At 51.2% G+C, this 12,815-nt stretch carries 20 protein-coding genes; 19 read left to right on the forward strand and 1 reads right to left on the reverse strand.

What is annotated here, in order from left to right; all coding sequences use genetic code 11:
• Position 1 precedes the first annotated feature (1 nt).
• Entirely contained in the window at positions 2-1,354 is a 1,353-nt protein-coding gene (gene aroE / locus ACSVDI_RS03565) for a shikimate dehydrogenase (RefSeq protein ID WP_457944800.1), read from the reverse strand.
• A 212-nt stretch (positions 1,355-1,566) separates the two neighbouring features.
• On the opposite strand from aroE, the gene acpP reads away from it, so the two are divergent.
• From acpP to rplX, 19 genes are all read left to right on the forward strand, one after another.
• Entirely contained in the window at positions 1,567-1,794 is a 228-nt protein-coding gene (acpP, locus tag ACSVDI_RS03570; protein WP_457944801.1) for an acyl carrier protein, read from the forward strand.
• 242 nt (positions 1,795-2,036) lie between these two features.
• Entirely contained in the window at positions 2,037-3,119 is a 1,083-nt protein-coding gene (locus ACSVDI_RS03575) for a sodium ion-translocating decarboxylase subunit beta (RefSeq protein WP_457945595.1), read from the forward strand.
• Positions 3,120-3,311, forward strand: a complete 192-nt coding sequence (locus ACSVDI_RS03580) for an OadG-related small transporter subunit (RefSeq protein ID WP_457944803.1) — start codon at positions 3,120-3,122, stop codon at positions 3,309-3,311.
• Between the two features lie 292 nt (positions 3,312-3,603).
• Complete coding sequence (proS, locus tag ACSVDI_RS03585; RefSeq protein ID WP_457944805.1) at positions 3,604-5,040, forward strand: proline--tRNA ligase; 1,437 nt, start codon at positions 3,604-3,606, stop codon at positions 5,038-5,040.
• Between the two features lie 253 nt (positions 5,041-5,293).
• Positions 5,294-5,560, forward strand: a complete 267-nt coding sequence (locus tag ACSVDI_RS03590; protein ID WP_457944806.1) for a hypothetical protein — start codon at positions 5,294-5,296, stop codon at positions 5,558-5,560.
• A 54-nt stretch (positions 5,561-5,614) separates the two neighbouring features.
• Positions 5,615-6,481 (forward strand): hypothetical protein, encoded by an 867-nt coding sequence (locus ACSVDI_RS03595; protein WP_457944807.1) that lies wholly within the window; start codon positions 5,615-5,617, stop codon positions 6,479-6,481.
• A gap of 461 nt (positions 6,482-6,942) precedes the next feature.
• Entirely contained in the window at positions 6,943-7,254 is a 312-nt protein-coding gene (gene rpsJ, locus ACSVDI_RS03600) for a 30S ribosomal protein S10 (RefSeq protein WP_038325938.1), read from the forward strand.
• Positions 7,255-7,335: 81 nt separating this feature from the next.
• The gene (gene rplC / locus ACSVDI_RS03605) at positions 7,336-7,968 is read left to right on the forward strand and encodes a 50S ribosomal protein L3 (protein ID WP_457944808.1); all 633 of its coding nucleotides are present in this window, start codon (positions 7,336-7,338) and stop codon (positions 7,966-7,968) included.
• A gap of 17 nt (positions 7,969-7,985) precedes the next feature.
• The gene (gene rplD, locus ACSVDI_RS03610; protein ID WP_457944810.1) at positions 7,986-8,609 is read left to right on the forward strand and encodes a 50S ribosomal protein L4; all 624 of its coding nucleotides are present in this window, start codon (positions 7,986-7,988) and stop codon (positions 8,607-8,609) included.
• A complete protein-coding gene (gene rplW / locus ACSVDI_RS03615) occupies positions 8,609-8,899 on the forward strand; it encodes a 50S ribosomal protein L23 (RefSeq protein ID WP_457944812.1) in 291 nt (96 codons plus the stop codon). The genes rplD and rplW overlap by 1 nt, the downstream gene beginning before the upstream one ends.
• An 82-nt stretch (positions 8,900-8,981) precedes the next feature.
• Positions 8,982-9,815: a 50S ribosomal protein L2 gene (gene rplB, locus ACSVDI_RS03620; protein ID WP_457944814.1), complete on the forward strand. Its 834-nt coding sequence runs from the start codon at positions 8,982-8,984 to the stop codon at positions 9,813-9,815.
• Between the two features lie 26 nt (positions 9,816-9,841).
• Positions 9,842-10,123 carry a 30S ribosomal protein S19 gene (rpsS, locus tag ACSVDI_RS03625; protein WP_457944816.1) on the forward strand — a complete coding sequence of 94 codons (282 nt, stop codon included), beginning with the start codon at positions 9,842-9,844 and terminating at the stop codon, positions 10,121-10,123.
• A 21-nt stretch (positions 10,124-10,144) separates the two neighbouring features.
• Positions 10,145-10,480, forward strand: a complete 336-nt coding sequence (rplV, locus tag ACSVDI_RS03630) for a 50S ribosomal protein L22 (protein WP_457944817.1) — start codon at positions 10,145-10,147, stop codon at positions 10,478-10,480.
• Positions 10,481-10,500: 20 nt separating this feature from the next.
• Positions 10,501-11,166 carry a 30S ribosomal protein S3 gene (rpsC, locus tag ACSVDI_RS03635; RefSeq protein WP_457944819.1) on the forward strand — a complete coding sequence of 222 codons (666 nt, stop codon included), beginning with the start codon at positions 10,501-10,503 and terminating at the stop codon, positions 11,164-11,166.
• Positions 11,166-11,591 (forward strand): 50S ribosomal protein L16, encoded by a 426-nt coding sequence (rplP, locus tag ACSVDI_RS03640; protein WP_457944821.1) that lies wholly within the window; start codon positions 11,166-11,168, stop codon positions 11,589-11,591. Before rpsC ends, rplP begins: the two co-directional genes overlap by 1 nt.
• A complete protein-coding gene (rpmC, locus tag ACSVDI_RS03645) occupies positions 11,591-11,797 on the forward strand; it encodes a 50S ribosomal protein L29 (protein WP_457944823.1) in 207 nt (68 codons plus the stop codon). The genes rplP and rpmC overlap by 1 nt, the downstream gene beginning before the upstream one ends.
• A 19-nt stretch (positions 11,798-11,816) precedes the next feature.
• A complete protein-coding gene (gene rpsQ / locus ACSVDI_RS03650) occupies positions 11,817-12,074 on the forward strand; it encodes a 30S ribosomal protein S17 (protein ID WP_457944825.1) in 258 nt (85 codons plus the stop codon).
• Positions 12,075-12,104: 30 nt separating this feature from the next.
• Entirely contained in the window at positions 12,105-12,473 is a 369-nt protein-coding gene (rplN, locus tag ACSVDI_RS03655) for a 50S ribosomal protein L14 (protein ID WP_457944827.1), read from the forward strand.
• 14 nt (positions 12,474-12,487) lie between these two features.
• Positions 12,488-12,808 carry a 50S ribosomal protein L24 gene (rplX, locus tag ACSVDI_RS03660; protein WP_457944829.1) on the forward strand — a complete coding sequence of 107 codons (321 nt, stop codon included), beginning with the start codon at positions 12,488-12,490 and terminating at the stop codon, positions 12,806-12,808.
• Positions 12,809-12,815 lie beyond the last annotated feature (7 nt).

Raw genomic sequence — 12,815 nt, forward strand, 5'->3', positions numbered from 1 at the left:
TTTATTCCTGCTCTTTCTGGAAGAGTGCTTTGACTGCTGCGGCGGTCTCCTCCGGGCTTTGGTCCGCCGGAATGGTGAAGTCTGCCGCCGCGCGGTAAAGTTCCGTGCGTTCTGTATACAGCCGCTTCATGGCTTCTTCCCGGTCTGGTCCGGCGAGGAGGGGGCGTGTTTTGTCCCCCTGAAGCCGCGCGCGCACGGCATTCAAAGATGCATCTAGAAAGACGATGATGCCGTTTTCCCGTAATGCGGCAGCGTTGCTGGGGTTCGTCAGCGTGCCGCCGCCAGCCGCAATGACCAGACGGCTTTTCTGCCCGAGTGTTTCAGCGGCCTGCCGCTCCAGACGGCGGAATTCCGGCTCCCCGCGCCGCTCAAAAATTTCGGCTACCGTCATGCCCTCGTTTTTCTCAATCCACTGGTCCAAATCGATAAACTCCCGGTTGAGTTCCCGAGCCAGCAGTTTTCCAACGGTGGTCTTGCCGCTGCCCATAAAACCGCATAAAATCACATTGCCGAACTCCCGTTTCCTTTCGATGACCGCGTCACTGCAAATCTGCGCGATCCCCTCCGGGTCAAATTCGGCCCCGTACCAGATTCTATGCGCTTCGGCCGCCTGCCAGACCAGCATGCTCATGCCGCCGACGGCTTTTTTTCCGCTTTGCCGCGCCAGTTTCAGAAAGGCGGTTTCGTTTGGGTTGTAAACCGCGTCGAACACGCAGGATGCCTGCGAGATGATTTCCCGCGGGACGGGGCTTACTCCGGTGTTCGGGTACATGCCGACCGGCGTCGCGTTTGCCAGAAGGTCGATCGGCCCGCGGAGCTGATCCATTTTTCGCGCGTCTGCGTGCACCCCGGGAATTTTTTTTTCCAGGTCACAGCAGAGCCGCCGTGCCGCTTCCAGGCTGTGTTCACGGGCGGCAACGGTAACTGTGCCGCCCTGGAGCGCCGCTTCAAATGCAAGCGCCCGCGCGGCGCCGCCTGCACCCAGAATGACAGTGTGCCCGTTCAGCGGAATGCCCGCCGCCTCAAGCGCCTTGCAGAACCCGGTTCCGTCGGTGTTAAAGCCGGTCAATCGGCCGCCTTCCTGCTTCACCGTGTTGACGGAATGAAAAAAAGACGCGGTTTGATCCAGCGCGTCCAAATATGGAATAATCGTCTGCTTATGGGGAATTGTTATGTTGAATCCATCCAGCTGCTTCAGCTCACTCAGGCAGTCCGCCGGCGATGGCAGGTCCAGTACGCAGTACTGCGCTTTTTTGCCGCTTAGAGAGAATAGACGCGAATGGATAAACGGAGACATAGTGTGGGCAATCGGATGCCCGATTACCGCAAACCGATTCTGCTTTTGGGTATTCATAACAGATTACCTCACAGGAAAGAAAATAAAAAATGATGGAAAAGATATTGACAAAGTCGGGGTTTGCTAATAATATGTGGTTAGGCAAAAAAGGGCGGAGCGATTTATCTCGTTTTTACTGTGGCAATTGTATCATAATTTGGTTTCTTTTGTCCACATAAACAATAACGTTTCCCGTACGCCGATATCTTAATTAGTAAGGAGGGTGAAACATGGTTTTTGAAAAAGTGAAGGCAATCCTCAGCGAGCAATTCGATGTAGAAGAGGATTCCATTACCCCCGATACCAACATCTCGGAAGATTTGGGTGCGGATTCTTTGGATGTGGTAGACCTTTTAATGTCGATCGAAGATGAATTCGAAATCGAAATTCCCGATGAGGAAATTGACAATATCAGGACGGTCGGTGAACTGGTTAAGTACATTGAGGCAAATGTATAAAGTGGTTATTCCGCTAACCGCCGTGCGTTGCACGGCGGATTTTTTATGTTTTCCCCCAGCAGCGGACCAGAAAAACCGTTTTTTTACAGGGAAATGAAACAAGCCCTTGAAAAGGGAATCGCGTTCCGATATAATATTACGTAGTTTATCCGCAAAAATTTTGGCAGATTAAACAAAGGAGTTGTGAGTCGTTGGAGGGTTTGAGTTTTTTAACCGCCGGATTAACCGCAATTACCTGGCAAATGGTTTTAATGTGGCTGATTGGTGCGGTGCTGATCTGGCTTGCGGTCAAGAAGGATTTTGAACCTGCTTTGCTTTTGCCGATGGGTTTCGGTGCGATTCTAGTCAACCTGCCCCTGAGCGGCGTCATTGGGGACAACGGAATTATCCGCTGGCTGTTTGAAAAAGGAATCTCTGTTTCCGAAGCGTTCCCGCTGCTGCTGTTCATTGGCATTGGCGCAATGATCGATTTCGGCCCCCTGCTCAGCAATCCGCGCATGCTGCTGTTCGGCGGCGCGGCGCAGTTCGGTATTTTCTTTACCGTGTGCATGGCTGTGCTGCTTGGCTTCCCGCTGAAAGACGCCATGGCGACCGGAGTAATCGGCGCGGCGGACGGCCCAACCTCGATTCTGGTCTCTCAGGTGCTGAAAAGCAATTACATCGGCCCGATTGCAGTTGCCGCGTACTCCTATATGGCACTGGTGCCGATTATCCAGCCGGCGGCAATTCGACTGGTTACCACAAAGCACGAGCGCATGATTCGTATGCCCTATAACCCACAGTCGGTTTCCAAAACAACGAAGATCCTTTTCCCGATTATCGTCACGATGATTGCCGGACTGGTGGCGCCGGATTCCGTCGCTCTGGTCGGATTTTTGATGTTTGGCAACCTGATCCGCGAGTGCGGCAAGCTGGAATCCCTTTCGCAGACAGCACAGGGTCCGCTTGCGAACCTCATTACGATTCTGCTTGGCATCACCATTGCGTTCCAAATGCGTGCCGATGTGTTTGTAAAACCCGGCACACTGGTGGTTATGGTGCTTGGTTTGGTCGCCTTTATCTTTGATACCATTGGCGGCGTGCTGTTTGCTAAAGTTCTGAATTTGTTCCTGCCGCACAATAAAAAGGTCAATCCAATGGTTGGCGGCGCAGGAATTTCCGCGTTCCCAATGTCCGCACGCGTCATTCAGAAAATGGCGCTCAAGGAAGACAACCAGAACCATATCCTGATGCACGCGGTCGGCGCGAATGTGGCCGGCCAGATCGGTTCGGTGGTTGCAGGCGGCATTATTTTGAATCTTGCCAGAATGTGGGGGATGATGTAAATGGGGAACCTGTTGAATTGGAACTTTCTGACCGCGTTTACCAGCGTGGTGGGAGAAGTCAAAAATGCGGATATTACCAAGTCCTTTGAACTGATGGGCAAGGGAATGCTCGGCATTTTTGTCGTAATGCTCCTGATTTATCTTGTCATTGTGCTTCTGAACCGGTTTACTGGCAGCAATAAAGAAAAATAATTATCTTCGCCATTTTGGCGGTTTTTGTACGGTACAGCTCACATATGGGGAGAATATAAACAGACGTGTTCTTATAAATAGAACAGCACATATTGAATGAAATGAACCCCGCCGCCCTTTCTCGGATTGGGCTGCGGGGTGGCTGTACCTTTTTTGCTTTTTAGATCATTGCAATAATTCGGGGCGGTTTGAAAACTCCTGCTCGGGTGGAACCGTATACCGCATTTCCTGCGGCGGGTTCGGCAGAGCTTTTGTTTTCAGAAATGTCCCTAGAAATCAAGGAGAAATTTACATGGCAGAACAGAAGAAGATGGTGGAAGCCATCACCTCCATGGAGGAAGACTTTGCACAGTGGTACACCGATATTGTGAAGAAAGCGGAGCTGATGGACTACACCAGCGTACGCGGCTGCATGGTGATTGAGCCGTATGGTTGGGCCATCTGGGAAAATATCCAGAAGATCCTGGATGCGGAGTTCAAGGAGCTGGGGCACGAAAATGTGTCCATGCCGCTTTTTATTCCAGAAAGCCTGCTGAATAAAGAAAAGGATCATGTGCAGGGCTTTGCGCCAGAAGTTGCTTGGGTTACGCACGGCGGCAGCGAAAAGTTGACGGAAAGACTGTGTGTTCGCCCAACCTCGGAAACCCTGTTCTGCGAGCATTACGCCAAGGTGATTCAGTCCTGGCGTGATCTGCCAAAGCTGTACAATCAATGGTGCTCCGTGGTGCGCTGGGAAAAGACGACCCGTCCGTTCCTGCGTTCCGTCGAGTTCCACTGGCAGGAAGGCCATACCATGCATGAAACAGCGGAAGAGGCGAAAGCCGAAACTGAGCGCATGCTGAACGTGTACGCCGACTTCTGCGAAAAGCAGCTGGCGATTCCGGTTGTTAAGGGCCGGAAAACCGATAAGGAAAAATTTGCGGGAGCGGAAGCCACCTATACGATTGAAGCCATGATGCACGACGGCAAAGCTCTGCAGTCCGGAACCAGCCATTATTTCGGCGACGGCTTTGCCCGGGCGTTCAACGTGACTTTCCAGGGCAGGGACAATTCGCTCTGCCATCCATTCCAGACTTCCTGGGGCATGAGCACCCGTATCATCGGCGGCATCATCATGACGCACGGAGACAACAACGGACTGGTTCTTCCGCCTGCTGTTGCACCGATTCAGGTTGTGATTGTTCCGGTTGCTCAGCATAAGCCCGGTGTATTGGAAAAGGCGAAGGAGCTGCAGGCACAGCTGAAAAAGCAGTTCCGCGTAAAGCTGGACGATTCCGACCAGACCCCCGGCTGGAAGTTTGCGCAATATGAGATGAAGGGTGTTCCGCTTCGTCTGGAAATCGGCCCGAAAGATATTGAAAAGGGCCAGTGTGTGCTGGTGCGCCGCAATGACCGCGAAAAGATTTTTGTCCCGCTGGAAAACCTGGAAAGCGCTATTGCGGAGCAGCTTGAGCTGGTTTGCAAGGGAATGTACGAATCCGCGCTTGCACGCCGTGAAAATATGACCTATACGGTTAAAACGCTGGATGAGATGAAGGAAACCGCCGATAACAAGCCTGGCCTGATTAAGGCTATGTGGTGCGGCGACGTAGCCTGCGAGGAAAAGCTGAAAGAGGTCGCTGGCGTGTCTTCCCGCTGCATCCCGTTTGAGCAGGAACACATTTCCGACACCTGTGTTTGCTGCGGAAAACCGGCCAAGTCCATGGTGTACTGGGGCAAAGCGTATTAATCCCGGCCAATCTGCTGAAAAATATTATGAATCCAAAGCGTCGTTACGGCTTCAGCTGGCGGCGCTTTTTTGTTGCTAGAAAATTTATCCCGAAAATGAGAAGGCAGCACCTTACGGTCCGGAAGAAGAAAGGTTGCACCAGAATGCCCGGAATAATTTTTTTCATAACGTTTTTTTACCAAAAAACGGGTATACTATCTTTAAAATTGCAGTCAGGCGAGCAGACAGACAACTTTTGAAAGGAGCGCTTCACATGAAGAAGATGATTGCAGTACTTACATTGATTGCGGGCGGCGCTGCGGTTACGGGCACGGTTCTGCAGCGGATGGGGAAATTGCAGAATGTACGCCCGCGCAAGCTTTACCGGGTTCGAACATTTCAGGGGAAAAACGGATGTGTCGCGGTGGCTGCGGCGGGTAAAGTTCCCCCGGACAGCATACCGGAACGCCTGCGCAACAGGGGCAGCAAGGTATGGGAAAGAGGGACAAGGTATTTATCCAGGACGCGTATCGGAGCGTAACCGGACAGACGGCAGGTCAATAATTCCATTATGTTACTCAGGAGGTGTGCCGCGTTGAATAACAGGAGGTGGCTGCCTGTTCTTGTACTCTGCATGGCTATTTCTTTTTCGGGCTGTGCAAAGGGCGTTGGCGGGCAGGGTATGGACTCGGTTGGAAGCATGCCGGTGCCGAGCCAAGTGGAGGTAGGATTGGATTCGGCATTGCAGTCGCAGGATAGCTCCTCCTCGGAGGAGGAATCCGGAGGATCTTCATCGGAAGAATCGGCAGCCAGCACGGCGGCAAAGGCATATTCCACAAAAGCCGAGGCCAATCTGAATTCCGGGATTTATCGGATTAAAACCGAAACGTATTCCTACCAAAAGGACAATTTAAACTATTCCGCAGAATATCCTCAGTTGGTCAGCGATACAATTCGTTCCAATCAGGTTAACCAGCTGCTAAAAAACTGTGCAATGCAGACTATCCGCACACTTGGAACGGCAAAGCGGCCGGAAACAATTCTGGTACGGTGCACCGGGGACGTCACCTACGAGGGAAAAAATTTCATCAGTGTTGGGTTTAACGAGTATGAAAAGCTTTCTCCGAAGGCCGAAACCACTCATACCATGCGCACGCTTAATTTTGACCTAAAAACCGGGAAGACAGTCGGATTTTCCGATTTGATACAAAAGGGGGATGCGTTTTACGCGGCGCTTTTGGATGCCGGAAAAAGCCAGCTGGATGCAGATCAGGCGGCTGTACTGGATGTTTCCACGATCCGGCAAGGGCTTGACTCCAACGTCATCTATTTTACAGATGAAAGTGTTGGCTTCTGTGTGCGGGTTGTTCGGCCCGAGGTGAAGCTGGTGCGCATTACGCTTGCTTTTTCCAAGGTAAAGCCGTTTCTTATCGCAAATTCGGTTTGGGATAACTTTATATAAGGATAATATGATACGATAAAATACGGCAAGTTCATGCACCGTACCGGTCCAGTTGGATCCCTTTTTTCAACTATGGCAGGTTGAACAAATTTTGGAATAAAAATTTTTACAAAAAAGAGAAAATAGGACTTGCGTGAATGAGGATAATATGGTATTATAATCAAGCATGACTGCGACAGATATGCGTTGAAGCGGGAGGTTGCGGCCAATATGGCCGGTTTTTCCGTGGAGTATGTCCGATTTTAAACCGGGCGACAGATAATTTGAGTCCGCAGTGGGAAGATGATGGAGCGAGCTGCTCTACCGCCGTGTCCTTTCTGCGCTCAGACGTTTTTTTGCCTACACCCGGATTTCACTTGCAGAAGTGAATCCGGTTTTTCAATGTGTTAACAGGGAACACCCGGCACAGTGTTAGGATTTAAAAAACGCCGCCCGCCAACTACAATAAGGAGGCGATTACAGTGGCAGTCAAAGAGAAAATCAGGATAAGAATCAAGGGTTACGATCATCAGTTGGTGGATCAATCCGCCGAAAAGATCGTGCAGACGGCCAAGCGTACGGGTGCAAGAGTTTCCGGCCCGGTTCCGCTGCCGACCGAAAAGCAGATCATTACGATCCTGCGCGCGGTTCACAAGTACAAAGACAGCCGTGAGCAGTTCGAAATGAGAACCCACAAGAGACTTATCGACATTCTCAGACCTTCCAACAAAACCGTTGAGGCTTTGATGGGTCTGGAACTCCCCGCCGGTGTTGAAATCGAAATCAAGCTTTAATCGCTTGAATGGATTTGAACCGACCAGCGGCCGAGGTCAAGTTGGCAGTGCCAACCAATAACCTGCATAGGAGGTAAAAAAATGCAAAAAGGAATTATCGGCAAGAAGATCGGCATGACCCAGATCTTCGACGAAAAGGGAAATGTCGTTCCCGTAACCGTTGTGGAAGCCGGTCCCTGCGTGGTATCGCAGAAAAAAACGGTTGAAAACGATGGCTACGCAGCCGTTCAGATGGGCTACGGCGACCTGAAACCCGTAAAGGTCAACAAGCCTTTAAAGGGGCATTTCGCAAAAGCGGACGTTGCGCCGAAGAAAACGCTTCGTGAATTCCGCGTGGAAAACACAGACTCCTACAACGTAGGGGACATCGTGAAGGTCGACACGTTTGCGGCAGGCGACAAGGTAGACGTTGTTGCTACCAGCAAAGGTAAAGGCTACGCCGGCGTTATTAAGCGCTGGAACCACAGCAGACTGAAGGAATCGCATGGTACTGGCCCGGTTGCCCGTCACGCCGGTTCCAACGGCCCGAACTCCAGCCCGTCCCGAGTGTTCAAAGGCATGAAGATGGCCGGTCACCTGGGTGCGGAAAGAGTTACTGTTCAGAACCTGACCGTTGTGAAAGTGGATGCGGAAAACAACCTCATCGCCATTAAGGGCGCGATTCCCGGACCCAACGGCGGTATCGTAGTAATTCATGACAGCGTGAAGGTGTAAGGGAAGGAGGAATTGGAATGCCTACAGTAGCAGTACTTGATATGGCCGGCAAAGAAGTTGGTAAAATCGACCTTTCCGACGCCATATTCGGAATAGAACCCAATGTTAAGGTTCTGCACGACGCGGTGGTCAATTACCTTGCAAACCAGCGTCAGGGCACACAGTCAGCGCTGACCCGTGCGGAAGTTTCCGGCGGCGGCAAAAAACCTTGGAAACAGAAAGGCACCGGCCACGCAAGACAGGGTTCCACCCGTGCTCCCCAGTGGACTCACGGCGGAATTGTGTTTGCTCCCAAACCGCGTGATTACAGTTATTCTTTAAACAAAAAGGTTAAACGTCTTGCACTGAAATCCGCTTTGTCCAGCAAGGTAAACGACAACGCTCTTGTCGTGTTGGATAAGATTTCTCTTGACGAATACAAGACGAAAGCCATTGCGGCAATGCTCAAGGCGATTGGTTCCGGAAAGAGAACCTTGATTGTTCTGCCCGAAGTGAACGAGAAGGTTATTGCTTCCGCTTCCAACATCCCCGGAGTGAAGACAGCGATGGTCAACACCTTGAATGTCTACGACATCATCAATGCCGATCGGTTCATCGTATTGAAAGATGCCGTGGCTCAGATTGAGGAGGTGTATGCATAATGGCAGCACAGGATATTGTTATCCGCCCCATTATCACAGAACGCAGCATGGCCGGTATTGGCATGAAGAAGTACACCTTCGAAGTTGCCGAGAGCGCCACTAAGATTGATATTGCAAGAGCGGTTGAAGCCCTGTTCGGCGTAAAGGTCAGCAAGGTGAACACCCTCCACGTAAGAGGCAGAATGCGCCGCCAGGGCAGAAGCGAAGGATACACCCGCTCCTGGAAAAAGGCTGTTGTTACTCTTACGGAGGACAGCAAAACGATCGAATTTTTTGAAGGCATGATGTAAACTCTGCCTGAGATTACGCAGAGAAGCAAGGATGGGGAAACGGCATTTCCCCGCAAAGCCATCATGAGGAGTGTGAAACCGAATGCCGATTATTAACTTTAAGCCGACTACGGCTTCAAGACGCAATATGTCCGTTACGGACTATTCCGTTCTTTCGAAAGTCGATCCGGAAAAGAGCCTTCTTCAGTCATTGAAGAACAAATCCGGTCGCAACAGCTACGGCAGAATTACCGTCCGTCACCGCGGCGGCAGCAACCGTAAAAAGTATCGTTTGATTGACTTCAAGCGCCAGAAGTTCGACGTTCCGGGCACGGTCCAGACTCTGGAATACGACCCGAACCGTTCCGCTTTTATTGCACTTGTTCAGTATGAAGACGGAGAAAAGAGATACATCATCGCGCCAAACGGCCTGAAGGTCGGCGACGTTGTGGTTTCCGGCACCGGAGCGGATATTAAGCCCGGCAATGCACTGCCGCTCGAAAACATCCCCGTTGGTACCTTTATTCACAACGTTGAGCTTTACCCTGGCAAGGGCGCACAGCTTGCCCGTGCAGCCGGCAACATGGCTCAGCTCATGGCGAAGGAAAACGGCATGGCTCTGTTAAGACTGCCTTCCGGCGAACTTCGCAATGTGCCGATGAGCTGCATGGCCACCATCGGCCAGGTCAGCAACATCGACCATGAAAACGTCAAAATTGGTAAGGCCGGCCGTAAGCGCCATATGGGCTGGAGACCGACTGTCCGTGGTTCCGTTATGAACCCGAACGACCACCCGCACGGCGGCGGCGAAGGCAAAGCACCTGTTGGCCGTCCGGGCCCTGTTACCCCGTGGGGCAAACCGGCCCTGGGTTACAAGACCCGCAAACATCACAACCGCTCCGATAAGTTTATCGTGAAGCGCAGAAACGGCAAATAAGGCGTACAGAAAGGAGCTTATGAACTATGGGCAGAAGCATCAAAAAGGGTCCTTATGTTCAGCCTGTGCTGCTTAAAAGGATTCAGGAAATGAACGCGGCCGGCGAGAAGAAAATCGTGAAAACATGGAGCAGAGCCTCTATGATTTTCCCGGATTTTGTCGGTCACACCATTGCGGTTCACGACGGCCGCAAGCATGTTCCGGTTTATATTACGGAAGACATGGTTGGTCACAAGCTCGGCGAGTTTGCGCCGACCAGAACCTTTAAGGGACATTCCGGTTCCAAAACAACAGCGCCGTCGAAATAACGGCCGAAAGGAGTGTATGACATGGAAGCAAGGGCTTATTTAAGATATGCCCGTATTTCTCCCCGCAAAGTCTCGATCGTGCTTGACCTGATTCGGAACAAGCCGGCGGACGTTGCCATGGCTATCCTCAAGAATACACCAAAGGCCGCCAGCGAGTCTCTCGTGAAACTGTTGAAGTCGGCTATGGCGAACGCTGAGAATAACCATAATATGGATGTTTCCAGACTTTACGTTGCGGAGTGCTTCGTAAGTCCGGGCCCGATCCTCAAGCGCATTCGTCCAAGAGCGCAGGGTCGCGCGTTCAGAATTGAGAAAAGAACCTCGCACGTTACCCTCGTGCTTAAGGAAAAAGAATAAGGCGGAAGAGGAGGTAAATTATGGGCCAAAAAGTAAATCCCCACGGTTTTCGTGTGGGCGTAATTAAAGACTGGGATTCCCGCTGGTTTGCAAGGGATGATGTCTTCGGCGATACGCTCGTAGAAGACTACAAACTGCGCAAGATGCTGAAAAAACAGCTCGCGGCGGCGGGTGTGCCGAAAATTGAAATTGAGCGTGACGCTTCCAAAGTCCGCGTTCATATTCATTGTGCAAAACCCGGCATGGTCATCGGCAAGGGCGGCGCTGAAATCGAAAAGCTCCGTCTCCAGTGCGAAAGCATGCTGAAGAAGCCGGTTTCCATTAATATTGTTGAAATTAAATCCCCTGATTTGAACGCTCAGCTTGTTGCGGAAAACATTGCTCAGCAGCTCGAAAAGAGAATCTCTTTCCGCCGCGCCATGAAGCAGTGCATCGGCCGTGCCATGAAGCTTGGTGCCAAGGGTATTAAAACCCAGGTTTCCGGCCGTTTGGGCGGTGCTGAAATCGCAAGAAGCGAGCAGTATCATGACGGTACCATTCCGCTTCAGACCCTTCGCGCTGACATTGACTACGGCTTTGCAGAGGCTGCAACCACTTACGGCCGTATTGGCGTAAAGGTCTGGATTTACAGAGGCGAGGTCCTTCAGGACAACCGTAAGCCTCGTAAGGAAGGAGGCAGTAAATAATGCTGTTGCCAAAGCGTGTTAAATACCGCAGAGTGCACCGTGGCCGTTTAACCGGCAAGGCGTACCGCGGCAACAAAGTGACATACGGCGATTTCGGCCTTCAGGCTTTGGAGCCGGCATGGATCACTTCCAACCAGATTGAAGCAGCTCGTGTTGCTATGACACGTTACTGCAAAAGATTTGGTAAGGTATGGATTAAGATTTTCCCGGATAAGCCGATTACCCAGAAACCGGCTGAAACCCGAATGGGTTCCGGTAAAGGTTCGCCAGAATATTGGGTTGCCGTTGTAAAACCGGGCAGAGTCATGTTCGAAATCGGCGGCATTCCAGAAGAAACCGCAAGGGAAGCTTTACGCCTTGCGTCCAACAAACTGCCGATTAAGTGTAAGTTTGTGAAAAAGGAAGAAACGGGTGGTGAGCAGTAATGAAGGCCTCAGAAGTCAGAGAATTAACAACCGAAGAGCTTGAAAGCAAGCTGAAAGACCTCAAGGCCGAGCTTTTCAACCTGCGTTTCCAGCTTGCCATTAATCAGCTCGACAATCCGATGCGGATCTCTGCTGTCAAAAAAGACATTGCACGCATTAAAACCATTATGCGCGAGAATGAGCTTAAAGACAGCGCGAATGCGTAACGGAAGGGAGGATTAATCTGTGAGCGAAAGAAACATGAGGAAAACAGAGGTTGGCAAGGTCGTCAGCAACAAGATGGACAAAACCATCGTGGTTGCCATTGAGGACAGCGTAAAGCACCCGCTGTATAAAAAGATTATTAAACGTACCGTGAAGCTGAAGGCACATGATGAGAACAATGAATGCTCAATCGGTGACCGCGTGCGTGTGATGGAGACCCGTCCCCTTTCCAAAGACAAAAGATGGCGTCTCGTCGAGATTATAGAAAAAGCCAAATAATTTCGGCTTTATGCAAAGGAGGAACGCACTGTGATTCAACAACAGACTTACCTCAACGTTGCCGACAATACCGGGGCAAAGCAGCTCATGTGCATCCGTGTCCTTGGCGGTACGGGCAGAAGGTATGGCAATATCGGTGACGTTGTTGTCGCTTCCGTGAAAAAAGCGGCTCCGGGCGGAACCGTGAAGAAGGGCGAAGTCGTGAAGGCGGTCATTGTCCGCACAGCTTCCGGCGTTCGCCGTGATGATGGATCTTACATCCGCTTTGACGAAAACGCGGCTGTACTCATCAAAGATGATAAAAATCCGAGGGGAACACGTATTTTCGGGCCTGTCGCCAGAGAACTGCGTGACAAAGACTATTTGAAAATTTTAAGTCTTGCCCCTGAAGTGCTGTGATGGAGGTGTTCACAATGAATAATAAAGTTCATGTAAAAACCGGCGACACCGTCATCATTTTAAGCGGAAAAGAGCGCGGCAAGAAGGGCAAAATTCTGGCCGTTAGCCCGAAAGAGGGCAAGGTCATCATCGAAGGCCGCAACATGGTTTCCAAGCATGTAAAGCCCCGCAAGATGGGTGACCAAGGCGGTATCGTCAAGGCTGAAGGCGCTATGTATGCCTGCAAGGTTCAGGTCGTTTGCCCCCGCTGCGGCAAGCCTACACGTGTCGGACACAAGGTTTATGAGGACGGCACTAAGGAACGCATTTGCAAAAAGTGCGGCGAAGCGCTGTAAGGAGGAT

Source organism: Caproiciproducens sp. LBM24188, assembly GCF_054130445.1.

What these genes read in the sequence shown, in the direction of transcription:
- aroE (WP_457944800.1), bottom strand. Translation starts at nt 1,354, where the DNA reads ATGAATACCCAAAAGCAGAATCGGTTTGCGGTAATCGGGCATCCGATT.
- acpP (WP_457944801.1), top strand. Translation starts at nt 1,567, where the DNA reads ATGGTTTTTGAAAAAGTGAAGGCAATCCTCAGCGAGCAATTCGATGTA.
- ACSVDI_RS03575 (WP_457945595.1), top strand. Translation starts at nt 2,037, where the DNA reads ATGGTTTTAATGTGGCTGATTGGTGCGGTGCTGATCTGGCTTGCGGTC.
- ACSVDI_RS03580 (WP_457944803.1), top strand. Translation starts at nt 3,120, where the DNA reads ATGGGGAACCTGTTGAATTGGAACTTTCTGACCGCGTTTACCAGCGTG.
- proS (WP_457944805.1), top strand. Translation starts at nt 3,604, where the DNA reads ATGGCAGAACAGAAGAAGATGGTGGAAGCCATCACCTCCATGGAGGAA.
- ACSVDI_RS03590 (WP_457944806.1), top strand. Translation starts at nt 5,294, where the DNA reads ATGAAGAAGATGATTGCAGTACTTACATTGATTGCGGGCGGCGCTGCG.
- rplC (WP_457944808.1), top strand. Translation starts at nt 7,336, where the DNA reads ATGCAAAAAGGAATTATCGGCAAGAAGATCGGCATGACCCAGATCTTC.
- rplD (WP_457944810.1), top strand. Translation starts at nt 7,986, where the DNA reads ATGCCTACAGTAGCAGTACTTGATATGGCCGGCAAAGAAGTTGGTAAA.
- rplW (WP_457944812.1), top strand. Translation starts at nt 8,609, where the DNA reads ATGGCAGCACAGGATATTGTTATCCGCCCCATTATCACAGAACGCAGC.
- rplB (WP_457944814.1), top strand. Translation starts at nt 8,982, where the DNA reads ATGCCGATTATTAACTTTAAGCCGACTACGGCTTCAAGACGCAATATG.
- rpsS (WP_457944816.1), top strand. Translation starts at nt 9,842, where the DNA reads ATGGGCAGAAGCATCAAAAAGGGTCCTTATGTTCAGCCTGTGCTGCTT.
- rplV (WP_457944817.1), top strand. Translation starts at nt 10,145, where the DNA reads ATGGAAGCAAGGGCTTATTTAAGATATGCCCGTATTTCTCCCCGCAAA.
- rpsC (WP_457944819.1), top strand. Translation starts at nt 10,501, where the DNA reads ATGGGCCAAAAAGTAAATCCCCACGGTTTTCGTGTGGGCGTAATTAAA.
- rplP (WP_457944821.1), top strand. Translation starts at nt 11,166, where the DNA reads ATGCTGTTGCCAAAGCGTGTTAAATACCGCAGAGTGCACCGTGGCCGT.
- rpmC (WP_457944823.1), top strand. Translation starts at nt 11,591, where the DNA reads ATGAAGGCCTCAGAAGTCAGAGAATTAACAACCGAAGAGCTTGAAAGC.
- rplX (WP_457944829.1), top strand. Translation starts at nt 12,488, where the DNA reads ATGAATAATAAAGTTCATGTAAAAACCGGCGACACCGTCATCATTTTA.